The following is a 26,713-nucleotide window of genomic DNA, read 5'->3' on the forward strand; positions in this document are numbered from 1 at the left end:
TTATGATTAGAAATATATTTTTAAAATCATTATTTATTCTTATATTATCAAGTGCTTTAATGTTTATAGGAATTCTCTTTACAGTACAGTATAATAATATTATGTACAGCAGAGTAATGATTGTGAATATTATAGAGATGCTTCAAAAAGAAATAAATATATATGATGTTAAAACAGAAGAAGATTTTAAAAACTTTGTATTACAATCAGATAAAGAAGAATTGAGAATAAGTATAATATCTACCAATGGCGTGGTTATTGCCGATACTTTAAGCGACACAGCAAAAACAACTCTCGGCAACCATAATAATAGAAGTGATGTTATAGAAGCCTTGCATAATACAAATGATGAGCCATCTTTTTCAATAAGCACATCTATTAGCCAAAAAACACCTTACATATACGCATCAAAAAAAATTAAATCTGATGACTTTGTTGATTATATATTAAGAGTATCTATTCCTATGGATTCTATTAATAAATATTTAACTACATTTTTATTTAATGCTGTTATGGTGATAACGGTTGTTGTAATACTCATGGCTTTTGTACTTCCTATAATGTCAAGAAATATTATGAATCCTTTCTATATTATTAAAGAAACACTAGACAATATATATAATAATCGTTCTCTTACTCCAAAAAATCTTACGGGGTTTAATGATATTAACAATATAATTTATGATATCAATGAAGTTGCTGTTGATTTGAATAATAACATTATAGCTTATCAAACAGAAAAAGAAAAACTTAATTATGTATTAGAAAATATTGCTCAGGGAATTATTGCCGTTAACAAGAAGAAAGAGATATTTTTTATTAATCAATTTGCCATAGATTTTTTGGATATTGGAGAAAAGACAGTCAATAATTTAAATGAAATAATAAAAGATGAAAACGTAATAAAAAAGATAGACAATGCAATAGAATTAGGAAGGTTCTCAAAGTTTGACTCAAAAGAACATAATATGGATATAGAAATCACAATTATACCGATACGTAATAATGAAAATATATCCGCTTTAATAAAATTCGAAGATGTTACAGATATTAGAAAATTAGAAATAGAAAAACAAGACTTTTTTATTAATGCCTCTCATGAATTAAAAACACCTTTAACTTCTATTTTGGGATATTCTGAACTTTTGCTAGCTACTGGCGGAGGAAAAAAATTAAATGATTTTTTAACTAGAATAAACTCAGAAGCATTAAGAATGAAAGAGTTGGTTATGGATATGCTTACATTGAGCAGAATAGAGGCTAATTGGCAAGAGACTGTAGATGAGAAAATGGATATAAAAGAAATAATACTTAATGTTTATGATAGTAATAAATTAAAAGCACAAAAAAGAGATATTACAATAGACTTAAATATAGAATCTGCATTCATAATGGCTAATAAAGAAAAAATAACAGAAGTTGTTAATAATCTTGTAGACAACGCTATAAAATATACAGATGACGGCGGAAACGTAAAAATTATTCTAAGCACCGATAAAGATAAAGCAATTTTTACAGTAAGAGATACAGGCTGCGGAATAGCCCCGCAGTATTTAAACAGAATATTTGAAAGATTTTTTAGGGTAAAAAACAACAAATATCTTAAAGTCAATGGAACGGGGCTTGGACTAACAATAGTAAAAAATATATGCAATAATTATAACGCTGATATACATGTAAAAAGCGAAGAAAATGTTGGTACAGAGATAAGCGTTGTATTTACGTTGTATAATGAAGAAAAAGAAAAAACTATAAAGAAAGCGGTTTAAATATTTTTATTTAAGCATAATTGTCTAAATGCCTCATAAGAAACTATAGCAGCGGTATTTGATACATTTATAGAGCGTATATTATCACTCATAGGCAAATACACAGAATTATCCGCATCATTTTCCCATATAGATTCTCTTAAACCTGTGCTTTCTCTTCCAAACAAAAGTATATCATTATCACTATAATTAAACTCATCATAACGAATATGTCCAAACTTTGATATAGGCACTATTCTTTTATTATTTTCTTTGCAATATTCTAAGAAGGTGTGTTCATTTTCATGTTTTATTAGATTTAATTTTTCCCAATAATCAAGCCCTGCCCTTCTAATCTCTTTTGCACTCAGTATGAATGATGGTTTTGAAACTATGTGAAGCGGTATGTTTAGTCCCACGCAAAGCCTTCCTATATTGCCCGTATTAGAAGGAATCTCTGGTCTGTATAATGCTATAGACACATTAAAGTTTTCATTGCTTATATTAATTTTCTCTTTCATGTTTATATATACTAAAAAACTTTAAGTTTATCAAAAATGTTTGTTATTTTAATTATTTTCAGGGCTTTGCCCTTAACGAAGTACACACCGTGCAGCACCCCACTTCTTTTACGACCAAAGGAAGTGCCCGTGGTATTGATATAAAAGAAGCAAAAGAACTGCATTTTTAAGTTATTTTTATATTTCATAGCATATTTAATACATAACAATATTTTATTTCACAAAAATTATAATTTATATTTATAAAAAACTAACAAAACATATTTGTTAAATCAAAAAAGGAGCCTTTAAAAAGACTCCTTTAATTATATTCTAATTAATTATCGTTTACAGCCTTTTCATTGTTGCTCTCTTCACCCTTAGCTACAATAGCAGGTTTTTCTTCCACTTCTTCTTCCTCTTTTTTAGGCTCAACAACTCTAAGTGAATTAAGAAGAGTATAAGCAACAGCAACATTCTCTTCACCTGATTCTGACATAACTCTAAGAGACATAAGTGAAGAATATCTGCTTCTGCCATAAGAATATTTAAATCCTATCTCTACACTGTCTCCGGCATCTATTGTAACAACTTCACTATCTAGAACAATAGCAGCTAATGCCTGATATAAATCAGTTTTAATTCTAACATTATTTAGTCTTCTTGAAGTTCTATTAACTATAGTAAGTACTCCTGTTCTGTTTCTCTCATCAAGTTTCACAGTAACATTGAATGGGTTTTCAGAATATTTTTCTTCTATCCTTGAAACTATAGAAGCATTAATATTAGCCCATTCTTTTATAGTATTAGGACCTCTAAATTTAGACCATAACATTCTTGAAACATCATGGAAGAATATTCCTCTTATTCTGCTGCTTCTATTAAATTTAGCCTCAGATTCATAAACTCTTCTCATATATTCAAGCTCAGGTCTCAAACTGCCGTCTTGAAGCCTATTATCAATCATATTACCAACTAAAACATTGTACTCTCCAGACAAATATCTAGGCCAAGCTGCAAGCATACCCACATGTTGAGGACGGCTAGCCTCATATATCATAACAGCATCATAATCAATACCCGCATCAAAGAACATATAAGGGTCTTGTCCATGCTCCTGTCCATGATTCCAACCCAGAGTAAATGCCCATAATTTTTTCTTTATTCCAGAATCTTTTATTGCTTTTATAATAAGCGATTCTTTATGAGCTCTATACCATCTCCATTTCATACCTATTTCTTTTCTGCCTCTATTAACAGCAAGCCAACGCATACGAGCAGCCTTGTTCATTGTAGACCAATTAGCAGGAGTATAAACCCCAGTAAGCTCTACCATCTCATCAACCAACTCATAACCATCAACTTCACCAGTTCTAATAAAGTCCAAACCAATATATGATATATTAGGATTAGCATCATATCTTTTTAATATGTCTATAATATCCTGCACTCTCTTAGGGTCGCCCAAAGAAATATGCCTGCTTTCAACTAAACTTTTTGTACTAGAATTATATCCAACAGAAACCTCATATCCGCCCTTTCTGTGTCCGCCGCCAGCAGCAAAATAACTCATAACATAAGCACCAAGCTCAACATTACCCTTAGATTTTGAAGCAGCTAGATTCTCAACATTCTTAATCATAGCAGAAGCCCAAGGTTTTTCAGGAGTAATACCGCCAGTCCAACCAGTAGTCTGTCCTCCTATTACCCACAAAGTATCACATTTCATATAGCGAACCCAATCGTATATGGCATTATAATCCTCTGTTAGTGCCCCTGTTTCTAAATTAGGAATTTTTTTAGTAGTTAAATCTATAGCATATTCTAATGTAGTTATCTTTTTAGTCTCTCTAGCAGGCGGAGATTGTCTTCCTTTTACAGTAAAATCTTTTGTATAACCATAAACTCCGCTTTTTGTCTGTACAAGCACAACCGCCTGATATTCACCCAAATCGCCTCCAAATGGATGTAAATAAGTTGCCTTATACTCTGCATTTTTTAATTTAAATACATTAATAGGATATCTCTCATCAACATTCTTTCTTACACTTTTATCTTTCTTATACCTTACATAAACACTTAAATTTTCTACTTTATCTTCTGTATATATAGAAGCATTTATAACTACAGGATCATATCTAAATACTGAAATTTTTGACAAATCTATAGAAACACGAGGAGCATCTCTTTTCTTAGAATTAACAATAGCATTTTCTATAGCCTTGCTTAATTTATCTGAAGTTTTATCAGTAGTATTTCCAGAGAAAACCATAGCAGGAAGTACATTAGGATTTGGCATTGCACTGCTCATCTCTTCATCACTCAATAATAATTCCTGATTAAAAAGGTCTATATCTTCTCTCACACTTATATCTTCATCTACATAAAAATCATCCAAATCTACAGCCAAATTATATTCATTAAATATAGGTTTACTATGAACTAAAGTAAGAGAATCTGGATTATACATATCTATTCTATGCGTTCTTATGCTATTGTTATCTTCTTCTATTGCATATTGCAGATTATTATTATAATTAATTATAGTAAGCCTCTCTCCTATACCAAAAGTAAGAAGTATAAGAGATGTTGCTATAAGTAATAGTATTGTAGTTGCTATAATGCTTTTTTTCATATAAAGTAGTTTCCAATTATTATTTTATTTTTTTAACTGTTTTGTCTAGTATGTTTTGTATATTTAGGATGTTTGGTAATTTGTTTTTTTAAATGTGTTGAATCAACATGTGTATATATTTCAGTTGTAGTAATATCAGAGTGACCTAACATTCTCTGAACTGATCTTAAATCTGCACCATGCTGAAGTAAGTGTGTAGCAAAACTATGTCTTAAAGTATGAGGATAAACATTTTTTTCTATACCGCTTTTTTTCATTGCCTCTTTTACTATTTTCCAAATACCTACCCTAGAAATTTTATCTCCTCTAAAGTTTAAAAATAACTCACTGGTCTTTTTACCCTTAACCATCACTACTCTACTAGTTTGAATATATCTCTTCAAAATATCTAAAGCCTTATCATTAATAGGAACTATTCTCTCCCTTTTACCTTTACCGCAAATTTTTAAATACTTCTCATCAAAAAATATATCTTCTATTTTCAATGAACAAATTTCACTAACTCTAAGTCCGGAAGAATACATAAGCTCAAATATCGCCTTGTCTCTTAAACCTTTATCTGTTTTTTCATTATGCACAGCAAGTAAATCATCAACCTCTTGAGTAGTTAAAGATTCTGGCAACACTCTTTTTAAACGTATTACCTCTAAATTATCAGTAGGGTTCTTAGAAATATAATTTTCCATTACTAAAAATTTATATAAATTAACTATACTTACTTTATTTCTTGCAACTGTTCTAGACTTTGAACCATGCTCTTTTCTTTCACTCAAGAACTTTTCTATATCCTTTCTAGTAGCTTTTAATATTGTTTTCTTATTTCTGCCTATAAAATCTAAATATATTACTATGTCTCTTCTATAAGACTCTAGTGTATTTAGTGATAAACCTTTCTCCATTGACTCATAATTTAAATACATTGATAATATTTCTTGATCTGAAATTTGCTTCACTGACATTTAATATTGCCTCTTTCTTTAAGATATATATATACATAATTTAGTAAACATAAAAATTTTATAATATTCTGTTCACTTGTATATATTATCGGTAATATAAACAATATATTTAAACATAATATATTGTTTATAATATTATTATGTTTAAATAATATTAAATATTTTAAAAATTAAATGTTATTTTCATTATTTTTTATTATTTGATATAAAAAAGTTGACAAAATATATATCTAAAATGGATTGAATATGTTAAATTATATATATAAAAATGGAGGCTAATTTTATTATGGCAACTTTATTTGATATAATAGGACCTGTAATGATAGGACCTTCTAGTTCTCACACGGCAGGTGCTTGCCGTATAGGTAAACTAGCTAAAAAGATTTTGGGAGAGGATGTAAAAGAAGCTAAAATTTACTTGCATGGCTCTTTTGCTCTCACTTGGAAAGGTCATGGTACTGATAAAGCTATCTTAGCTGGTCTTTTAGGATATGAAACTTATGATACTCAAATTAGAGATAGTTACAAACTAGCTGAGGAAAATAATCTTAAATATGAGTTTATACCTACAACTTTAAGAGAAGCATTTCACCCTAATAGTGTTTATATAGAAGTGAAAGGCGAAAATAATGAGGCAAATATTTTAGCTTCATCTATTGGAGGAGGGCTAATTGTATTAGATAAAGTAAATGGTATAGAAATACATTACAAAGGAGACTTCCCTACTATAGCTATAGTTAATAAAGATGTGCCGGGAATCATTGCTAAAGTTACTTCTATTATTTTTGAAAAAGGAATTAATATAGAAAATATGAATGTTACTCCTCAATTTGAAGGAGCTAATAAAGGATATGCTATTATAGTTATTGGTATGACAGATGTTATATCAAAAGAAATAGAAGATAAAATTAGAAAAATAGAAAATATAAGAGATTTTGTATTTTTAGATAAATTATATTAATAATATATTAAAAAAGGAAAATAAATTATGGATATAAAATCTATTGAATCATTAGTTGCTACGGCTACAGAACAAAATAAAAAAATTAGTGATATAGTTATAGATATAGAAGCTAAGAGTCAAAAAGTTGATAGAAATAAAATAATAGAACAGATGTCTAGTTATTATGATATTATGAGAGAATCTGTAATCAACGGCAAAAAAGATAAATTTAATTTTGTAACAGGACTTCAAGAGGACTGTGTTGATATAGTAGAAAAATTTTATAAGAACAAAAAAAGCATATTAGGAGAGACTATAGGCGAAGTAGTAACAGCTGCTATGGCAGTTAGCGGTTATAATGCTTGTATGGGTAAAATTATAGCAGCCCCAACAGCAGGAAGCTGCGGAATAATGCCTGCTGTGCTTACTGTATGCGAAAATAGAGGATATAAAAGAGAAGATATAGTACATTCTATGTTTACAGCTGCGGGGCTTGCCGATATTATTGCTCAGCTTGCTACGTTTGCTGGTGCTGGCGGAGGCTGTCAGGCTGAATGCGGAAGTGCTTCTGCTATGGTTGCTTGTGCTTGTGCGGAAATTATGGGAGGAACTCCTGAACAGTGTGCAAATGCTTTTGCTTTATCATTATCTGCTATACTTGGGCTTGTTTGCGACCCTATTGCCGGATTTGTTGAGGTGCCTTGTATGAGTAAAAATGTTTTGGGGGCTGTTCATGCTATTGTTTGTGCGGAGATGGCTTGTGCGGGATTTAAGAGTGTTATTCCTGCTGATGAGGTTGTTATGGCTATGAAAGAAGTTGGAGATGGTATGGATGAAAGATTTAAAGAAACTTCTCAGGGCGGACTTGCCAACACTCCTACAGGACGTGCTATTGCTGAAAAACTTTTAGGAAAAATTAATAAATAATTTTATATATTATAAGGGCTTGCAATATTTTGTATGCCCTTTTATTTTTAACTTTTATACTCCATCAATTAAATTTAGACGATAACAAAACAAGAGTTTATGATGTTTACTTAAACAAATATAAAAAACACTTTATAGAACAAATATAAATAAACTCTACGCAAAAATATAATCAATACAATTTGACAATTTATTTTTTTCTAGTATCATTAAAAAATTAAATAATGATTCAACACGTTTAACACAATGAAAAAAACAATAAAAAAAAAGATTATATATTTTTTTATAGGCATCATATTATTCATAGCTATATGGAGTTTTGTTTCTCTAAAAATTAATTCTGAAATTATTTTTCCAAGTATAGATAAGATTTTTTTAGATTTAATAAATATAATATCACAAAAAGATTTTTACTCTAATTTGTTATATACATTCATGAGAGTAATAGTTACTTTTGCGCTTTCATTTTTGCTTGCAATAACATTAGGAATAATTGCCGGTATATTTAAAAGCATTAGATATATTTTAATGCCCATTATAAACTTTATTAGAACAATTCCAACTATACCTCTTATTTTAATAGCAGTATTATGGTTTAATAATAATTTAGTGCCGATATTTGTATCTCTATTTGTAATATTTCCTATAATATATGATGCTGTAGTAAACGGCATTATAAACATTGATAAAAATCTCATAGAAATGTCAAACTCTTATAATGTATCTTTTAAAAATCAATTAATAAGTTTGTATATTCCCTCAATAAAACCCTATATACTCACTTCAATATCGCAATCAATGGGCATGACTTGGAAAAGTGTATTAGCTTCAGAAATTATAACTCTGCCAACATTAGGACTAGGTACAAAACTATATGAATCGCATTTATATTTAAACACTGTTAGTTTGTTTGCATATTGTTTGATTGCAATTATATTTAATATTATATTTGAAATTATAATGAGGCTTCAAAATGATTTGTAATGATAAAAAAATAATTGACAATATTTTTCAAATAAACAATGTAAATCTCTCATACAATAACAACATAATATTTAAAGATTTCTCTATTAGTTTACACATAAATAAAATAAATATTATATTAGGCTCATCAGGATGCGGAAAAACTTCTCTTCTTAATATAATCGCTAAACAAATTGAAAGCCCCTCTTTTGTGTATCAAGAGCCAAGATTATTAAATCATTTAAACGCATACGAAAATATTAATTATATCTTAAAAGATAAAATTAAAGATACAAGAGATAAAACTATAAAAGAAGCATTAACTATAACTAATCTAATTGATAATATAAATAGTAAACCAAATGAGCTTAGCGGAGGTATGAAGCAGAGATTATCATTAGCAAGAGCATTAGCTTATAATTCAAACTTTTTACTAATGGACGAACCATTACAAGGTCAGGATATTAAAAGAAAAAAAGAATTGTTAGATATAATTAAAAATATACAAAAAAAAACAAACAAAACTATTATCTATGTTACGCATGATATATCAGAAGCTTTAATCCTTGGAGATTATATATATATTCTCTCAAAAAATAATAATTCTACAGAATTGATATTTCAAACAAAATTAGAAAGCAATGATTTAAACAATAATATAGATATGCAGTCAAAGTTAATAGATATTCTTATAAACAATTAATCTTTTAATATTTCCAAAGCTTTTTCATAGCCTAAATCAGCAGATTTTTTTAAATATTTTTGAGAGAGCTTTTCATATTTTTCTTTTTTCTCATTATCTTTTTCATGCTTTATAAAAATACTATATATCCTATAAACATCATAATAAGCAATATAATCTTCACTATTATATTTCAAAGTTTCTTTTAAATATTTAAGTGCTGTTTTATATTTCTTTTGCCGTCTATAGCAAACAGCAAGTAAATAATAAGCATCAGAATAAGCCTTATTTAGAGATATCGCTTTTTCCAAATCTTCTATAGCTTTTTCTATTTCATTTTTATCTAAATATATTTGAGCCTTACTATAATAAATATCAAAATCATATGGATATATTTCTATAGATTTATTATAAGTTTTTATAGCGTTATCATAATCTTTCATATCATAATAAACTGCAGCCAAATTATAATAAGCATCTAAATTATTTTCATCTAATTCTATAACCTTTAATAAATCCTCTATAGCCTTATCATATTCTTTTTTATTTATATTATTTAAAGCACTGTAGAAATATTGATTTTCCTTGCTGTTCATTTTTATTTCCTAAATATATTATTTTTTTATACTTTTATTTTTATTATACTTTTTATTCAAAACCCTAGAAGAGCAGTCCAAAGCATAATCAGCAAACTCTTCTTTATCTTTCATATAGTATGCAAGCCCAGCAACCATAGCAGCATTGTCTGTAGTATATTTTAAAGCAGGAAGATAACATTCAAAGTCTTTAGAGTTTCCAAATCTTTCACGCAAATAACTATTGCATGCCACCCCCCCAGATAATGTAACTCTCTTTATGCCGCTTTTTTCAACATATTTAAGCGTTTTTATATATAAAGGCTCTATCGCACTTATTTGAAAAGCAGCTGCTATATTTTCATTTGTAGGCTCATAACCTTTTTGTAAATATTTTTGTGTAGAATATACACAAGCTGTTTTAAGTCCGCTATAAGAAAAATTAAACTCATCAACACCATTAAGAAGCACTATAGGATATTTTATAGCTTCTTTGTCTCCTTCTCTTGCAAGCTTGTCTATAATAGGGCCTCCCGGATAACCAAGATTTAAAAATTTTGAAACCTTATCATAAGCCTCACCCACCGCATCATCTAAAGTAGTGCCTACAACTTTATACTCGCCATAATCATGAACCTCTGTAATAATAGTATGCCCGCCTGAAACAACTAACGCTATATATGGAAACTCTATATTGTTTGTAAGATGAGGTGAATAAATGTGAGCTGCTATATGGTCTAATGCCAATAATGGTTTGTTAAGAGAAAAAGCCAAAGCCTTAGCACTTCCAACTCCCACAAGGAGCGAACCTAAAAGTCCGGGACGGTTTGTAACAGCAAACAAATCTATATCATCTAATATTGTATTAGTATCTTTTAATGCCTTATCTATAACATAAAGTATAGCCTCCAAATGCTTTCTTGCTGCTATCTCTGGAACTACACCTTGAAACTCTTTATGAGCATCTATAGAAGAACTTAATACTGATGATAAAACATTGTTTCCATTTTCCACTATGGCAACGGAAGTATCATCACAGGAAGTATCTATACCTAATATTTTCATTTTTTGTTTTCTCCAAAATGTATATTGATTTAATAATTATACATAAAAATCTAGATTTACTCAAATGCAGTTCTTCGCGAAGCGTATCCGAAGGATATTAGGTTCTTTTATACCAATATCGAAGGCACTTCCTACGGTCGTAAAAGAACTGCGGAGGCTAGTCCCCACAAATAAAAAACTAAAAATTTTATTGTTCTTTTTTCCGCAGCTACACTCTGTGGACTTCGTCAAAGAACCAAAAAGGGCAAGTGTTTTAACTTTATATGCATTATAAATATATAAAATAATATCTATGTTTTTAGCTAAAAAATACTAAGTATATGCTAAAAATATTGAATTTTTACAAAACAAGTAATATTAAAAAAACTCTTACATATTCTCTTCTATATATTTTCTTAGTTTATATAATGCCACTAATACATTTTTTCTGTTAATATTATTTTTAGTTGAAAATAAAACTTTAATGTCATTAATCTCAGAAAGTTCAATATAATTTTCAGATGCAATTTTGTCGTATAAATAAGATAAAATATTTAATATTGCTTCATCATAGTTTTTAAACTTAAAATATTCATTAGGTACATTCCATATTAAAGCTTCAATGATTTCATAATTAAACTCATTTAACCCTTTTATCTCACCATTGAAACTTTGAAATATGTATTTAAATATTCTAATTAAATTGATAAAATTGTCTTTACATTCATATTCTTTTTTATCAAAATTCTTATTGTCTAATTTAGGATAATATATATTATTTTCGCCATTAGAAGAAGTAATTAAAGCTGCTTCTATCTTGTTGTTCTCTTCTTCAATTTTGAAACTTGGTCTTAATATAATCTTTTCTTTATCATAATCAATAATAATGGAATCTAATATATCATTATATTCTATATTTTCTTTTTCTAATATCTTTGAAATATCTTTTTTAAAATTTCTAGTATCTTTAGCATTATTTTTATTATCATCAATTAAAAATAAATTAAGATACTCCATATAACTAACATTGGTATTATTTCTTTTAGCCCCAGTAGCAACTATAGAAACATTACCATTATTTATAATGTTAGCCACAAAATCTAAAGCTTTATCAATTTTATATCTTGGATAAATAGTAGTATTTCCAACTAATTTATTTATATAATCATATATATCATTCATAATTTTTATGCTTTTTTAAGAGCAGCAGCTAATATTCTATCAAGCGGAAGTATCTCATCTACACCGCCTCTGGCAATAGCCTCTCTTGGCATACCAAAAACAGTACAAGTTTCTTCATTTTGAGCAATATTATAAGCACCGGCATCTTTCATTTCTTTCATACCATTAGCCCCATCATCACCCATTCCAGTAAGTATGATACCTATAGCCTTATTTTTAGCATATACAGCACCGCTTCTAAAAAGTACATCTACAGAAGGTTTATGTCTAGTAACAGGTTCACCATCTACAACTTCAATATAATACTTTCCATTTTTAACTTTTATCATAGTATGCTTTCCGCCCCTTGCAAGTACTGCCTGTCCGCGTCCTATACTCATACCATCTTCAGACTCAAAAACTTCTATTTTTAACACAGTATTTAATCTTCTGGCAAAAGAAGTAGTAAAATGTTCAGGCATATGCTGAGCTATTACTATAGGAGGAGCAGAAGGAGTAACATTTTTTAAGCATTCTATCAAAGCCTCAGTACCGCCAGTGGAAGAGCCTATAAGTATAATTTTGTCCATTGCAACTTCTCTAGAAGGTACAAGCGGAAGTATAATATCAGCATTATTTTTTGGATAAACTTTAAACCCAGAGGTTTTAGGAGCTTCTACAGCAACTCTAGTATGAGTAATATTGCTGGCAGTTTCTGTAGGCATAGCAACACCATGTTTTTTATAAAACTTAGCTCTGTTGTTGTAAGCATTTTTTATTTTTTCAACTAAATCTGTAGCTAATTCCTCAACACCGCCTCTTACATTAGCAGAAGGCTTAATAACATAATCAAAAGCACCAATATTTAAAGCATCTAATGCTAACTCTCTGTGTTTATCAAGCAAAGAACTAAACATTATTACAGGAATAGGATTATTAATCATAAGTTTTTTAAGATAAGTAATACCGTCCATTTCAGGCATTTCTATATCCAAAGTAATAATATCAGGTTTTATAGTTTTTAATTTAGCCTCTGCAAGTATAGGGTTAGCAGCAGTAGCAGCCATCTCCAAATCAGGATCAGAATTAACAATTTTTGTAAGCAGCTGCCTTATTAATGCACTATCATCAATTGATAAAACTTTAATTTTATTAGCCATATAATATTTTCCTTTAATGTTTTCCTTATATTAAAATAATGTAATATCAGATTTCTCTTCAATTTTTTGTTGCAAGTTTTTAGAATACTTAATTTCTTGTTCAGCAGAGAACTCTTTAGTTTTACCTTCAATCTTTTTCATAAGCACTCTATTTTCTGTATTGAAAAAAAATACTTTTCTAGGCCAAGAACCCCCAACATCCTCACTAATAATAGGAATATTTTCATCAGCTAAAAATTTTCTAGCGAATTTAATATTTTTATCTGGCACTTGAAGTACATTACTAGTCATACCTGTTAAAACATGCCCTCCTCCAAATATCTTAGCAGTAAGATTAGCCTTTTTACCTCCAAGTTTAATTATTTCGTTTATTAGCACCTCCATAGCATAAAGCCCATACCTAGTATAATTATAATCATCTTCCGGATTCTCCCATTCTTTCATCTCTGGGAGCATAAAGTGATTCATCCCACCGAACTTCAAATTATTCTCAAATAAACAAACCGAAATACAACTTCCTAAAACTGTTTTTATTACCGCAGGCTGTCTAGAGGCATAATAACCGCCTATATATATAGTGATTCTTTTAAAATTGCTGTTAGCAGCAGATGGAAAATCTAACATATATAAAAACCCCGTAATTAAATCTTTTTATAGATATTGCTAGAAATATATTTAAATAAATCTGAAATTCCAAATAAAGTTTCAGAATGCCCTATAAACACATAACTATCATCTTTCATATATCTATAAAATTTATTAAATAATTCTTTTTGAAACTCTTTATCAAAATAAATTATTACATTTCTGCAAAATATTAAATCAAACTTAGTATGTATATCAAAATCTTCATCTTTAAAATTGAGCTGTCTAAACGATATACATTTTTGCAAAATATTTTTTACTTTATAAAGTCCTGCATTATTTCCAGTGCCTTTAAGAAAATATTTTTTTAAAGTACTAGTTTGAATAGTTTCTACTGTTTCTTCTTTATATATACCTGCATAAGCATGAGCAAGTACATTCGTATCTATATCACTTGCTAAAATTTTTATATCATAATTTTTGAATCTCTCTCCAAAATAATCATGAAGCGTTATAGCAATAGTATAAGGCTCCTCACCTGTAGAACAAGCAGCAGACCATATTCTTAAATTATTAACCTTTCCTTCTTTATAGCTTTTTTCCCAATTTGGAAGAAAAGTAGTTTTCATATATTCAAAATGTTTATTTTCTCTAAAGAAATCGGTTTTATTTGTAGTAACAGCATTGATAAAATTGGTAACCTCTTCATCAGGAGCACCTTTCAAATATTCTATATATTCTCTAAAAGAAGACATATTTAAAGCCCTAATTCTTTTAGTTATTCTAGAAGTAACTAAAGCTCTTTTATGTTCAGACATTTGTATACGAGTTTTATCATAAATAATTCTCACTAATTCATTAAACTCACTGTCTGTTAAAGGTGCAAGATTCAATTCACTCATATAAAAAACCTCAAACTATGGTCTTATTTATATCATCATTAGATTTTACTATATCCTCTATAGGAAGAACCATAATAATCTTATTTTCAAGTCTAATAACATTAGATATCTGCAAACCGCTAACATTAGCAATAGGGGTAGCTGTCATCTGACTTTCATAAACAGTAATAACATCAGAAACCATATCGGCAAGTATGCCAAATCTTCTGTTAGAAGTAGATATTACTATAATAACATCATTTTCTATAGAACGGTCATCTCTTCTTTCAAGCCCAAAACGCATTCTTATATCAACTATATGCAGAATATTACCTCTCAAATTAATAAGCCCTCTCATATATTTAGGACTTCCAGGCACAGGAGTAATGGTAGTAACCCCAACTATACCCTCTATACTTAGCACATCAAGAGCATATTCTTCGTTGTCTATCTTAAAAACAAGAAATTGCTGACTTGGCTCTGCGGAAGCATTCTCTTCTGCACCTATACCCACACCGCCAATCTGTGCTATTTCACTAGCATTAATTTTTTGATTATCCAACATATTAAAATCCTTTATTATTTAACGCCATTATTAACTTTATTTTGTAAAGATATATTAACAAGTCCCTGTATATCTATAATGAGAGCTATTCTACCATCTCCAAGTATAGTACCTCCAGCAATTCCTGCATGCTTGCTGAAAGCAGAATCCAAAGACTTAATAACAACCTGCTGCTGATCGAGTAGCTCATCTACAAATATAGCACATTTTCTATATCCTGCCTCAACAACTACAACAATACCATCATCTATCTCATTAACCTGAGTGTCTATCTCAAATACCTTGTGAAGTCTTATGAGAGGTAAATATTCATCTCTGATTTTTATCATCTCACCTTTACCCTCAAAAGGCTTAACTTGGTCGCTTTTAATTTTTATCTGCTCTATGATAGATATTAAAGGCATTACATAAATCTGCTCGCCTATAGCAAAAGTAATACCTTCGATAATAGCCAAAGTTAAAGGAAGTTTAATAATAAATGTGCTTCCAACTCCCTCAGCACTCTTTATCTCAATCTTTCCTTTCATCTTTTCAACATTAGCCCTAACAACGTCCATACCAACACCCCTTCCAGATATGTCAGTAACTTTTTCTGCTGTTGATAAACCTGGGCTAAATATTGTTCTATATATTTCAGCATCAGAGTAATTTCCGTCTTTTGATAATAAGCCTTTCTCAACAGCTTTATTAAATATCTTTTCTTTATTTAAACCATTACCATCATCAGACACCTCTATAACAACATGCCCTTCTTGGTGAGCTGCTGACATTGTAATAGTGCCATATTCAGGCTTTCCTCTTGCAATTCTCTCTTCTTTAGTTTTTTCTATACCATGGTCCATAGAGTTTCTAATAATATGTTTAAGAGGGTCAGATAATTGCTCTAACATATTTTTATCTATCTCTGTAGTTTCACCTTTAAGAACTAATTTTACTTCTTTGTTTAATTCTAAGTTAAGGTCTCTAACATACCTATGGAATTGTGTGAATATAGGGCCTATAGGCATCATCCTTATGTTCATAACCTCTTCTTGTATTTGTCTTGAGGTTCTGTCCATAGAACTAACTGCTTCTTTTAAGCCATTATCTATGTCTAAGTTTTGTGTTAGCTGCATTATTCTTGATTGTGCTATAACAAGCTCTCCAATCAAGTTCATTAAGCTGTCTAATTTTCTTATATCAACCCTTACAGTAGAAGGAGCTTGTACTTTAGTTCCAGCAGGTTTAGCAGCTGCTTTATTTTCTTTAGCTTTATCATCATGAACTTCTTCTTTTTTCTCTTCTTCTTCATGTTTTTCTTCGGACTTCTCTTCAACTTTTTCTTCTGCCTTTTCTTCAGCAGGCTTAACTTCCTCTTCTTTCTCTTCTACTTTCTCAGTAATATTAATATCATTATCATCTATAACAAATAAAAATATATTTTGAACTTGCTCTATAGTAGAAGAAGTTTCAACATCTAATGAAAATTGAGTGTAACAAGCATAAGGATCTTCTAAATCTGATATAGCAGGCAAATTACTAATATCTATTTTTAAATTACTAATAGTACCTATAGCCTTAAGGTCATTTAAAAACATAAGAGGGTCTATACCATTATCAAAAATACTAGGTTTAAATATCATTTCAATATGAAACATATTGTTTGAAGAAGATGCCTTACTCTCTTCTTTAGGTTTTTCTTCTGCTTTAGGTGCTTCTTCCTTTTTTTCTACAGATACAGTGCTTATATCATTACCTTCAGCTATAGCTTTTATTTTAGCTTTTAAGCTTTCTATATTTGTAACACCATCTGCTTCTCCAACACCATCTACTATATTTTGAAGCATCAGTTTTACAGTGTCCAAGAACTCTAATAGAACTGTAATCATTTGCGGTGTAACATCCAATTTACCGCTTCTTACCTTTTCTAATAAGTTTTCTGCAACGTGGTTTAACTCACTCATTGTAGTAAACCCAACAGTACCAGCAGAAGATTTTAAAGTATGGGCACTTCTAAATATTTTATTTAAAAGGTCTTCATCACTTTTATTATCTTCAAGTAAAACTAAATCATTTTCTAGTCCCTCAACTATCTCATTAGCCTCACTCAAAAATATCGAAATAAATTCATCACTATCAAACATATATAACCTCTAAATTATTACATACTACTACACAAACATTAAACATTAATTTAAAAAACGTTTAACAACATCTAAAAGCTGTGTAGGATTGAAAGGTTTTACTAACCAACCGCTAGCTCCTGCTGCCTTACCTTCCATCTTCTTATCATCTTGAGATTCTGTTGTAAGCATAAGTATAGGAGTATATTTATACTTATCAAACTTTCTAACATTCTTAATAAACTCTATACCATCCATTTTAGGCATATTCAAATCTGTAATTATCATATCAATATTTGCAGCCTTATTTACAGCTTCTAATCCAGTAGTGCCATCATCAGCAGAAATTACCTCATAACTCCCCTTCTTCAAAGTATACTCAACAGATGCCCTAGCAGTATTTGAATCGTCTACTATTAGTATTGTTTTAGCCATACATTTAACCTCTTATTTTTTTCTTTTAATTTATATATTAATTAATTATTTACCATATTCAAATATTCTATAAAAGAATTATCTAACCCTTCTACTATAAGTTTTTTTTGATTTTTATCAAGTTCTTTTTTTATAGAATAAAGTATTTGTAAGCCAGCTAAATCTAAATGACTATCCTCAGGAAATTTTATTGTTGTATCCTCATTATAATTAGCTGCCTTTATAACATTCTTAAAATATTTGCTCATAGTTCTTATATTAAGATTTTCGTCTATTTCTATGACAGACATAAATACCTCCTAAAATAATGTAAAATCTCCACTATCCGAACCCTCTTCTATGTTAATATCGACATTTAATACCTCATCTCCAGATAAAATACTGTTCGCTATAGTTCGCTCTTTCTTTATAGTATAATAATTTACTATTTCAATATATTTATCACTTTCTATCTTCCAATTCTCTATATTTAAAGTCTTATAATATTCATTTTTCTTGTTTCTGATAATATCACGCATCTTATTAAATACTTCCATTATCTCATTAATCTTTGTTAAAAGAGTGGTTAAAGAGCTTAAGTCTATTAAGGTCTTTTCTATTAAATTAAACAACTCTTTAGCATGCATATCTAAACCTTTAATATTATCTTCTATAATAGTTTTAGACTCTTCCAAACGTTTATAAATATTACCCATCATAGATTCTATATATAAATTTTCTATAGATTGCTGATTAATATTAAATTTAAACTTATTGATAGCATTAAATATTGTAGTCTTTATATTTTCAAATTTCTCTAAACAAACATCTACAGTATCTGTAATATTTGTAGCTATAGATTCTACACTAACCATAGAAAATGTTTGAGAATCGCTGAATATATTACTATTCTTCTCTAATTCTATTTTAGCTAAAAAGTTAATAGAGTTAAATGCCTTAGCAATATTTTTTGTCTCTAAAAACATATTTTCAAGTCCTTCTATAGAATCTATTATACCTGCATTATTATCTGATATTCTATGCTTATTGCTTAAAAACAATTTAAAATTATCTAAATAAAGTTTAATAAAACCTAAATATTCATTAAATATAGAATCTGATACACTAAAAGGAAACTCTGATTTGCCTGATTGGACTCCTATCATGTATTCAACTATTGTGTTTCTATCTGATGATATATCAAGCAAACTTTCTTTAAGTCCTTTTAAACTATCATTTATGCGAGCATTATTATCTAAAATCTCTTTATGTATTGATTTAAAATTTTCTATTATTAAACTCAAAACCACATCATCAAAAGTAAGCAAATCCAACAATTTATGTTCCAAAGACTCATTGTTTTCCAATTCTGCCGCATTATTTATAGCAACTACTTCCTTTCCATAAACATCTATAAACTTTCTATTCTCTTCTACAATATGTTTTATAGACTCTATTATATGTTCTGTTTGCTGCCTAATAATATCTTCTTGCGGAAGTATCATCATCACTTCAAATATATAATCATAGCTATTATCTACTCTTGATACTATATCAGAAATCATATTAGAAAAAGTAGCAAAAGAATTAACCATATTATTATGCTCTTTATCTAATTGCTCTCTCATTATATTAAAGCTTCTTCTTTGCATCTCATTAGTTTTTAATATCTCATCTTTAAACTTATCAAACTGTACAAATAATTCCTGTCCTATTCTATTCATCTGGTCAGCTTGTTCGTTAGAAGTTTCTGACATTTTTATGATGTTTTTTGATATCTCTCCAAAAGCCTTACCGCCTGAACCATATTTTGAAGCTATGATAATAGCATTAAGTGAATAAACTTTTATCTGATCTGCTAATTTTCTTATCTCTTCTATAGAATCCATTACATTACTAATAATATTAACATCTTCAATAATAGAATTTGATAAAACATCATCTTGATTAATTAATGTTTGCATTCTATCAAAAGACTTAAAAAAATCTTCTTGGTTTTCTTGGAAGTCGCTAGAAAAGTTTTTTTCAGTATCTTTTTCTGTAAAATAGCTTAAAAGAGATATTGATTTCTCATTTTCATTTTTCATTTCTTGTTCTATTAGTGGAAATTTCTCTCCTATAAAGCTATAAACTCTTCCGAATTCTGTTAAGAAATTTTGTATATCTTTTACAGTAGCTTCTAAAATTGCAGAATAATCAAGAATATTCTCATTAACATTACCATAAACTGTAGTGCTATCTAACACTTATATCATATCCTCATTTTAAAATATATTAAAAATATAACATTTATTATCGCTTTTTGCAAGCAAATTATTAATTTACATACTGCCTATTTATATCGACTTTAATCTTTTAATCTTTTAATCTTTTAATAATTAAAAAGAAGTTTTTTACCGACAATAAAAAATTATAATTAATTCTCTGTAGAATAGAAAAAGGATAAAAAATGCTAAAATATATAATAACATCATTATTTATATTAAATACATTATTATTTTCAGCAAACTTTTTAGACGAACAAAAAAAATATCCCAGAGTAAGAAAAGTAATAGAAGATAAAGAGTTAATAATCAAACAAAATCTACAAAACAACAATATATCTTTAAATAAACTAAATATATTAATTATAGCATATAAAGAAGAATCTATATTAGAAATATATGCCAAAAACAATACTGATAAAACCTACAAAAAAATAGCACAATATAATATAGCATCAAAATCAGGGGTATTAGGACCAAAAAGAATGGAAGGAGATTTGCAAGTTCCAGAAGGTTTTTATTATATAGATAGGTTTAACCCCGCAAGCAGTTATTATTTATCTTTGGGCATTAATTACCCTAATAAATCTGATAAAATAAAAGGCAAAAGAAACCAATTAGGAGGCGATATATTTATACATGGCTCTGATGTTACTATAGGATGCATACCTATGACAGATGATAAAATAAAAGAAATTTACTTGTATGCTGTATATTCTAAAAATAATGGACAGTCAAAAATTCCTGTATATATATTTCCATTCAAAATGACAGAAGAAAATATTAAAAACAGAAGAGAATCAAATAAATTAATAAACTTTTGGAAAAATATAAAAGTAGGATATGATGTATTTATGGAGAGCAAAAAAGAAATAATATATAAAACAGATGAAAATGGAAATTATCAATATTGAAAAACAATACAAATCTTATATAATAGATTATCATTAATAATAAAAAATATTTAATGATATTGGAAAAATAAACAAATGATATATTTATCAAAAAAAATAAATGATGTTTCTTTTATAAACACATACTGTATTTGGGCTAATTATTTTGTTATTGCCGTATTATTAAATTTTATATTTTTTAGAGTTTTTATAATTAGAAGCGAATCTGTATTTTATATATTCTCTTATATACTTAATTATACTATTTTAATTACTTTTTTTTTGCTTATTTTTTATAAATTTTATAATTACATGTTTGATTCTCAAATTTCATATTCTATCATTGGGTTAATATTTCTCATCACAGGTACATTAAAATTATACATAACACATATAAATACATACAACATTATAGAATTACTATTTTTTATTTCTACTTTAGTACTTACTATATATATATTAGTTCCAATCATAATAAAAAAAGATATATATGAAATAACAAGAGGAGTATATGTTTTTCTATTATTAAGCTTAGTGTCATCTAATCTAAATTACATAATAATATCAATCAATAAATTGTTAGACTTTGATTTTTTGCATTATTTCTCTTCATATTTATCTGTTTATTTATCTAAAGTATCTTCAATATCTTTTATAATATTAATGATAGCGTATATAATGATATTTATGAATGAGATAATAATAAAAAACATAAACAAAGCTTTTGCATTATTAATACTTATTATTATATCAGTAACAGCATTTTTATTTGGAGAGAGATTTTTATTTTTCACAATTTCTTTATACAATGCTCTAAATGTAGGAATATACCTTTCAATATATATATATATGATTATAATAATTTTATTTTTAATAGCTATGTTTAGCTCTTTTACGGCATCATTATTTTTAAAAAAGTATTATCCAGAACTTATAGCTTTTAGTTTGCTTATTATGGCTGGAATTGATATGAATAACTTTTCTTTAAGACTAATATCAATGTTTTCAATAATGGAGCTTTCAAATTTAATTAATAACAATGAAACTAAATAAGAATTATGCTTTATCTAGATTCATTGCTTGCTGTAAAACATCTTTTAAGAATATTGAAGCTTTAGCATTATCTAAATTATTATTATTAAACTCTAATATTATATAAGTAATATTATCTACATGTAATTTAAATATTTTATCTTCAGAATTAGGCTCCCCTACTTTAATCATACCATTATAGACCATCCAACCCTTCAAAGTTACATACGCATATCCGCTATTTTTTAAATCAATATTCAAAACAAAATATGGACTTTTAGATTTATATAACCCCGCCCTGTCTTTTAATGTAATTTTATTTTCTATTTCTTTATAACTTCCTGCAGTATTATCAGCTATATTATTATTAACACTCTTACATGAAACTATTAAGCTAATAAAAATAATTGAAATAATGATTTTTTTCACTAATATTTTTCCTTTATAACTTATACTTTGATTTTTTTGACTCATTCTGATTAATCTTTAAAAGCATTATAACAAAATAAAATCAAAAATCAACAACATATTTTAAACGAAAATTTATATAAAAAAACACTTTTACTTATAAAATTAGTTCAAATAATAAAAAATTATTTTTTACAGAATTTGTATTTTTTTAGTATATTATAATATATATGTCTAAAAAGTTTTAGTAATCAAAAAAACTATTGAAATAAAGATATATATATGCTATACTAAAAGTATTGTGATTAATATTTGATGTTTAAGAGGAAAATTATATGGCTACTACTCCTATAAAATTCATGGATGTTAGATTCATAAATCCTTTCATAGTATCTCTGGTTTCTATATTTAAAGAAATGGCTGGTATTCCTATGGAAAAAGGAACTTTAGTAAAAGGACAAGGACGTAAATTATTTTCAGGTTATGGCGTTGCTATAGGAATAGTTGGAGATGTTAATGGGCAAGTTTTATATGAATTCCCTGAAAATTTTTCTCAGCTTCTCACAGAAAGTCTAACAGAGAAAAAACGCAGTGATTATGACTCTGAAGATGAATTTGAAGATATGATGAGAAGCGTTATAAATGAGATGGGTAATACTATAAGCGGACTTGCCATTACTAAATTATCTGAAGAAGGTATAAGCTGCGATATTACTCCTCCTATACTCTATTATGGAAAAGAAATTCAAATTATCCCAAAAAACTTACAAACTATTATAATACCTTTTCAATCTAATATTGGTTTCGTTAGCGTTAATATAGCTATGGACGCTTAAATATATTATATAATTGCTGTATGAAAAATATTGTTATATTATTCTTTTTTATAACTATAATATCATGTAGTAGCAGTAAAAAGATTATCTCTAATAAAGAAAATAATACTATAGAAATACACAATATATATAAAATATATCCAAGTACATTAAAATTAAGTTTGATGTCTGAATATAGCCAAAAACATTATGGTTCACCAAATTATAATTTGGTGAACCCTCAAATAATAGTTGTACACTCTACCGAAACGAAAAATTTACAAATAGCTCTAAATGTTTTTCAAAATGATTTTCTTATAGGAAGAAAAGATATAGATTCAGGCGGAGATGTTAATGTTGGTACGCATTTTTTAATAGATACAAACGGTACAATATACGCAAGCACTCCTTTAGAATATATGGCAAGGCACACTATAGGGTTAAACTACACAGCAATAGGCATAGAAAATATAGGTTTTGCTGGAAAACTTACAAAAGAGCAGCTTAATTCAAATATTAAACTAATTAAATATTTAAAAAATCATTATAAAAGTATAAAATATATCATAGGGCATTATGAATATAGAGATACTAATTCACCGCATTATCATCTTTTTAAAGAGATAGACCCCACATACAGGTTCACAATAAAAACAGACCCTGGATATGATTTTATGCAAGAAATAAAACAAAGGATACATTAATTTTTTATTACTATTATGGAAGTTATATTTATTTATTTATTTGAAATATTTAGCATATTAATATTAATAATGCTATCAGGACTTTTTTCTGGAAGCGAAACAGCATACACAAGCATAGACGAAGTAACATTAATGCGTCTTGTGAGAGAAAACAAAATTAAAGAAGATGACACAAAGTATTGGGGAAAAAGCAATTCTATGATACCAACTCTTCTTGTAGGAAACAATATAGTTAATATTACAGCAAGTTCAATAATAACTGTATTTGCCATAAGATTAGCCGATGCCATCCCTAATATATCTGGAAGTTTAATGGTTACTATATCTACCACTTTAATTACAGTTCTTATTATTATATTTGGAGAGATACTTCCAAAAGTTTTAATGAGAGTAAATGCAGAAAAACTTATACCTTCCCTACTATACTTTATGAAAGTTTTTTATTTTATATTTACTCCTATTACTTTTATAATGGATAAAATCACTACTTTTTTAATGAATTATTTTGTACCAAAGAAATTAAGAAACAAAGAAAAAAAGAGTGCATTATCAAGTATAGAAGATATTACAACAATAATTAATCTAGGACATAAAGCTGGAATCATAAAAGGCTATACACATGATTTGCTTACTGGTGTAATGGACTTTAGAAACAAGACAGTAGAAGAGATAATGACTCCTCGTGTGGACATGGTATGCATAGAGGCTGATACTGACATTAATGAAATTATGCATTTAACAGTAGATACTGGTCTTTCAAGATTTCCTGTTTATGAAGAAACTATTGACCACATTATAGGTATATTTCACACTAGGGCTTTATTTAAAGATTATATAAAAAATAATGGCAAAGCAAGCAAGATGAAAAAGAAGGCAATAGATTATATTATGCTTCCATATTTTGTACCTGAAACAAAGACTATAAGCAGTTTATTTACAGATATGCAAAAAAGAAAATTGCAGATGGCTATTACAATAGATGAATACGGCGGTACTTCTGGACTTGTTACTATGGAAGACATTGTTGAAGAGATTATGGGAGATATTGAAGATGAAAGTGATAAGAAAGAGAAGGATTTAATAAAGTTAAAAGGAAAAAGAATTATAGTAAACGGAACAGCATCAATTGAAGATGTAAATGAAGTATTGAATTTAAATATAGAACATGAAGAATATCAAACTATAGCGGGATATGTGTTAGATAAAATAGACCATATACCTGATGTAAATGAAAGGCTTATATTGAATGATTATAGAGTAAGGATAATGAAAGTTGAAGACAGAAGAATAATAGAGATGGAATTTACTCCTATAAATAGAATTAGAATATCCGATGTAAATAATATAAATAATACTGAAGTTAATGCAGAAATTAATACAGAAAAGGAAGAAGAATAAATGAAAAAAATTATTAGTATATTATTTATATTAATGTTTCTTTTTTCATGCGAATCAAAAGAAAATAAACAAAATAATGAGCCTATAAAAAAGGCAAAGTTAGTTTTCACAGGTGATATTATGACTCACCCAAAAGTTGTGGAAGCTTTTAAGGGTAATGATATACTAATAGATTTAAAAGATTATTTTCAAGGGGATATTGTATTTGCAAATTTAGAGTTTGTAGTAAATACTAATAAACCTCCTATGCCTTATCCAGAGTTTAACGGCTCTAAAGAATATTTAGAATATTTCTTTGATTATTTTAATACTTTCTCTATAGCAAATAATCATGCATATGACCAAGGAGCTAAAGCAGAAGCAGAAACTGTATCTATACTTCATCAAAATAATATACTCACATTAGGAGGCTCAACAAACTCACCGTATATCTCTCCTATAATAACAAATATAAACGGCATACCAATATTTATATCAGCCTACACCATGCTTGATAATGGTTTAAGCCATAAAACAAATAAAGACGGGCATTTCTATTTTATGAACTTCTATCCAAAAAAAGATGATTTAGTAGAAAAAGTAAAAAACGATATGTCTCTTGCAACAAACAATGAAATAAAAATAATCTCTTTGCATTTTGGATATGAATATACAACTGCTCCAGAAGATAAAACTATAGAAACAGCAAGGGCTTTAATAGAAAATGGAGTAGATATTATAATAGGTCATCACCCTCATGTACCAAGACCTGCAGAAGTTTATAACGGTACTAACAACAGCGGCATAATAATATATTCTTTGGGTAATTTTATTGCTAACCATAAGGGAAGATATCCGTATTTAGATATAGGCACTATTCTTTCATTAGAAATTGATGAAAACAGAGAAATTAGTTTTTCTTATATTCCAACATATTATGCATTTTTTAGAGATAATGGATTTGAGTTTGTAATGAAGCCTATAAAAGAAAATCCAAGCATTAATATGCCTACATTATCAAGCAATTATGTTTATAGTGCTTATGACACTAATGCTATAAAATCAGGCTATCAATTAATAAATAGCTTCTACTCACCGCTTACAAACGAAAATGTGAAAGATATTTTTGTATTAGATAAAAAAACAGCAAATAATAGAATGGCTCAAAATTGATTTTTATAATTAGATATGTTTCGTAAAAAGTAACACTATAACTTTATATTTTAAGAATATAGTAAAAATTTGTAAGTGTCATGGAGCCATAGATATTGTACTTTTACTTGCTATAATATTTTTGATTCTTTCTTTGATTGTAATATACAATAACGAAGAAATCAATCTTTGATTGTTATAAAAATGTGTATATTCTTTTAATT

The 26,713-nt window shown here is 28.0% G+C and carries 26 protein-coding genes; 11 read left to right on the forward strand and 15 right to left on the reverse strand.

The genetic code is table 11. From position 1 onward, the window contains the following. Positions 1-2 precede the first annotated feature (2 nt). Positions 3-1,769 (forward strand): sensor histidine kinase, encoded by a 1,767-nt coding sequence (locus EPJ72_RS02760; RefSeq protein WP_147730725.1) that lies wholly within the window; start codon positions 3-5, stop codon positions 1,767-1,769. On the opposite strand, the gene EPJ72_RS02765 is transcribed toward EPJ72_RS02760, so the two are convergent. The 3 genes from EPJ72_RS02765 to xerD form a co-directional block, all read right to left on the reverse strand. Next, positions 1,766-2,269 carry a tRNA (cytidine(34)-2'-O)-methyltransferase gene (locus tag EPJ72_RS02765; RefSeq protein WP_147730726.1) on the reverse strand — a complete coding sequence of 168 codons (504 nt, stop codon included), beginning with the start codon at positions 2,267-2,269 and terminating at the stop codon, positions 1,766-1,768. The two genes, EPJ72_RS02760 and EPJ72_RS02765, sit on opposite strands and share 4 nt — an antisense overlap. Positions 2,270-2,585: 316 nt before the next feature. Next, positions 2,586-4,883, reverse strand: a complete 2,298-nt coding sequence (locus EPJ72_RS02770; RefSeq protein WP_147730727.1) for a hypothetical protein — start codon at positions 4,881-4,883, stop codon at positions 2,586-2,588. Between the two features lie 32 nt (positions 4,884-4,915). Beyond that, complete coding sequence (gene xerD, locus EPJ72_RS02775) at positions 4,916-5,842, reverse strand: site-specific tyrosine recombinase XerD (RefSeq protein ID WP_147730728.1); 927 nt, start codon at positions 5,840-5,842, stop codon at positions 4,916-4,918. Positions 5,843-6,128: 286 nt separating this feature from the next. Between xerD and sdaAB the strand changes: the two genes are divergently transcribed. The 4 genes from sdaAB to EPJ72_RS02800 all read left to right on the forward strand — a co-directional run bounded on the left by sdaAB (position 6,129) and on the right by EPJ72_RS02800 (position 9,378). After that, a complete protein-coding gene (sdaAB, locus tag EPJ72_RS02780) occupies positions 6,129-6,803 on the forward strand; it encodes an L-serine ammonia-lyase, iron-sulfur-dependent subunit beta (RefSeq protein WP_147730729.1) in 675 nt (224 codons plus the stop codon). 27 nt (positions 6,804-6,830) lie between these two features. Beyond that, the gene (gene sdaAA, locus EPJ72_RS02785; protein WP_147730730.1) at positions 6,831-7,712 is read left to right on the forward strand and encodes an L-serine ammonia-lyase, iron-sulfur-dependent, subunit alpha; all 882 of its coding nucleotides are present in this window, start codon (positions 6,831-6,833) and stop codon (positions 7,710-7,712) included. A gap of 258 nt (positions 7,713-7,970) precedes the next feature. Next, positions 7,971-8,696 (forward strand): ABC transporter permease, encoded by a 726-nt coding sequence (locus tag EPJ72_RS02795; RefSeq protein ID WP_147730750.1) that lies wholly within the window; start codon positions 7,971-7,973, stop codon positions 8,694-8,696. Further along, entirely contained in the window at positions 8,686-9,378 is a 693-nt protein-coding gene (locus EPJ72_RS02800) for an ATP-binding cassette domain-containing protein (RefSeq protein WP_147730731.1), read from the forward strand. Before EPJ72_RS02795 ends, EPJ72_RS02800 begins: the two co-directional genes overlap by 11 nt. On the opposite strand, the gene EPJ72_RS02805 is transcribed toward EPJ72_RS02800, so the two are convergent. The 11 genes from EPJ72_RS02805 to EPJ72_RS02855 all read right to left on the reverse strand — a co-directional run bounded on the left by EPJ72_RS02805 (position 9,375) and on the right by EPJ72_RS02855 (position 20,090). Further along, positions 9,375-9,953: a tetratricopeptide repeat protein gene (locus EPJ72_RS02805; RefSeq protein WP_147730732.1), complete on the reverse strand. Its 579-nt coding sequence runs from the start codon at positions 9,951-9,953 to the stop codon at positions 9,375-9,377. The two genes, EPJ72_RS02800 and EPJ72_RS02805, sit on opposite strands and share 4 nt — an antisense overlap. Before the next feature lie 18 nt (positions 9,954-9,971). Beyond that, a complete protein-coding gene (gene tsaD / locus EPJ72_RS02810) occupies positions 9,972-10,997 on the reverse strand; it encodes a tRNA (adenosine(37)-N6)-threonylcarbamoyltransferase complex transferase subunit TsaD (protein ID WP_147730733.1) in 1,026 nt (341 codons plus the stop codon). A gap of 369 nt (positions 10,998-11,366) precedes the next feature. Continuing rightward, positions 11,367-12,161: a hypothetical protein gene (locus EPJ72_RS02815; RefSeq protein ID WP_147730734.1), complete on the reverse strand. Its 795-nt coding sequence runs from the start codon at positions 12,159-12,161 to the stop codon at positions 11,367-11,369. A 2-nt stretch (positions 12,162-12,163) separates the two neighbouring features. Next, positions 12,164-13,297, reverse strand: a complete 1,134-nt coding sequence (locus EPJ72_RS02820; RefSeq protein WP_147730735.1) for a protein-glutamate methylesterase/protein-glutamine glutaminase — start codon at positions 13,295-13,297, stop codon at positions 12,164-12,166. A gap of 30 nt (positions 13,298-13,327) precedes the next feature. Then, entirely contained in the window at positions 13,328-13,921 is a 594-nt protein-coding gene (locus EPJ72_RS02825) for a chemotaxis protein CheD (RefSeq protein WP_147730736.1), read from the reverse strand. Between the two features lie 17 nt (positions 13,922-13,938). After that, positions 13,939-14,784, reverse strand: coding sequence for a CheR family methyltransferase (locus tag EPJ72_RS02830; RefSeq protein ID WP_147730737.1), 846 nt, complete (start codon positions 14,782-14,784; stop codon positions 13,939-13,941). Between the two features lie 10 nt (positions 14,785-14,794). Next, positions 14,795-15,328 (reverse strand): chemotaxis protein CheW, encoded by a 534-nt coding sequence (locus tag EPJ72_RS02835; protein WP_147730738.1) that lies wholly within the window; start codon positions 15,326-15,328, stop codon positions 14,795-14,797. Between the two features lie 14 nt (positions 15,329-15,342). Then, positions 15,343-17,451: a chemotaxis protein CheA gene (locus EPJ72_RS02840; RefSeq protein ID WP_147730739.1), complete on the reverse strand. Its 2,109-nt coding sequence runs from the start codon at positions 17,449-17,451 to the stop codon at positions 15,343-15,345. 45 nt (positions 17,452-17,496) lie between these two features. Continuing rightward, positions 17,497-17,865 (reverse strand): response regulator, encoded by a 369-nt coding sequence (locus EPJ72_RS02845; RefSeq protein WP_147730740.1) that lies wholly within the window; start codon positions 17,863-17,865, stop codon positions 17,497-17,499. Between the two features lie 41 nt (positions 17,866-17,906). Then, positions 17,907-18,155, reverse strand: coding sequence for an anti-anti-sigma factor (locus EPJ72_RS02850; RefSeq protein WP_147730741.1), 249 nt, complete (start codon positions 18,153-18,155; stop codon positions 17,907-17,909). Positions 18,156-18,164: 9 nt separating this feature from the next. Next, entirely contained in the window at positions 18,165-20,090 is a 1,926-nt protein-coding gene (locus tag EPJ72_RS02855) for a methyl-accepting chemotaxis protein (RefSeq protein WP_147730742.1), read from the reverse strand. Positions 20,091-20,293: 203 nt separating this feature from the next. On the opposite strand from EPJ72_RS02855, the gene EPJ72_RS02860 reads away from it, so the two are divergent. After that, entirely contained in the window at positions 20,294-21,022 is a 729-nt protein-coding gene (locus EPJ72_RS02860; protein WP_147730743.1) for a L,D-transpeptidase family protein, read from the forward strand. A gap of 75 nt (positions 21,023-21,097) precedes the next feature. Continuing rightward, the gene (locus EPJ72_RS02865; RefSeq protein ID WP_242004893.1) at positions 21,098-22,054 is read left to right on the forward strand and encodes a WESB_1763 family membrane protein; all 957 of its coding nucleotides are present in this window, start codon (positions 21,098-21,100) and stop codon (positions 22,052-22,054) included. Between the two features lie 3 nt (positions 22,055-22,057). On the opposite strand, the gene EPJ72_RS02870 is transcribed toward EPJ72_RS02865, so the two are convergent. Further along, positions 22,058-22,462 carry a hypothetical protein gene (locus EPJ72_RS02870; protein WP_147730744.1) on the reverse strand — a complete coding sequence of 135 codons (405 nt, stop codon included), beginning with the start codon at positions 22,460-22,462 and terminating at the stop codon, positions 22,058-22,060. Between the two features lie 314 nt (positions 22,463-22,776). On the opposite strand from EPJ72_RS02870, the gene EPJ72_RS02875 reads away from it, so the two are divergent. The 4 genes from EPJ72_RS02875 to EPJ72_RS02890 are packed head-to-tail and all read left to right on the forward strand — an operon-like array spanning position 22,777 to position 26,510. Continuing rightward, the gene (locus EPJ72_RS02875) at positions 22,777-23,277 is read left to right on the forward strand and encodes a chemotaxis protein CheX (RefSeq protein ID WP_147730745.1); all 501 of its coding nucleotides are present in this window, start codon (positions 22,777-22,779) and stop codon (positions 23,275-23,277) included. Between the two features lie 20 nt (positions 23,278-23,297). Further along, a complete protein-coding gene (locus EPJ72_RS02880; protein WP_147730746.1) occupies positions 23,298-23,960 on the forward strand; it encodes a peptidoglycan recognition protein family protein in 663 nt (220 codons plus the stop codon). Between the two features lie 15 nt (positions 23,961-23,975). After that, complete coding sequence (locus EPJ72_RS02885) at positions 23,976-25,358, forward strand: hemolysin family protein (RefSeq protein WP_147730747.1); 1,383 nt, start codon at positions 23,976-23,978, stop codon at positions 25,356-25,358. Next, entirely contained in the window at positions 25,359-26,510 is a 1,152-nt protein-coding gene (locus EPJ72_RS02890) for a CapA family protein (RefSeq protein ID WP_147730748.1), read from the forward strand. It begins immediately after the preceding gene. Positions 26,511-26,713: the final 203 nt, after the last annotated feature.

Source organism: Brachyspira pilosicoli (genome assembly GCF_008016535.1).
GTDB classification, from domain to species: domain Bacteria; phylum Spirochaetota; class Brachyspiria; order Brachyspirales; family Brachyspiraceae; genus Brachyspira; species Brachyspira pilosicoli_A.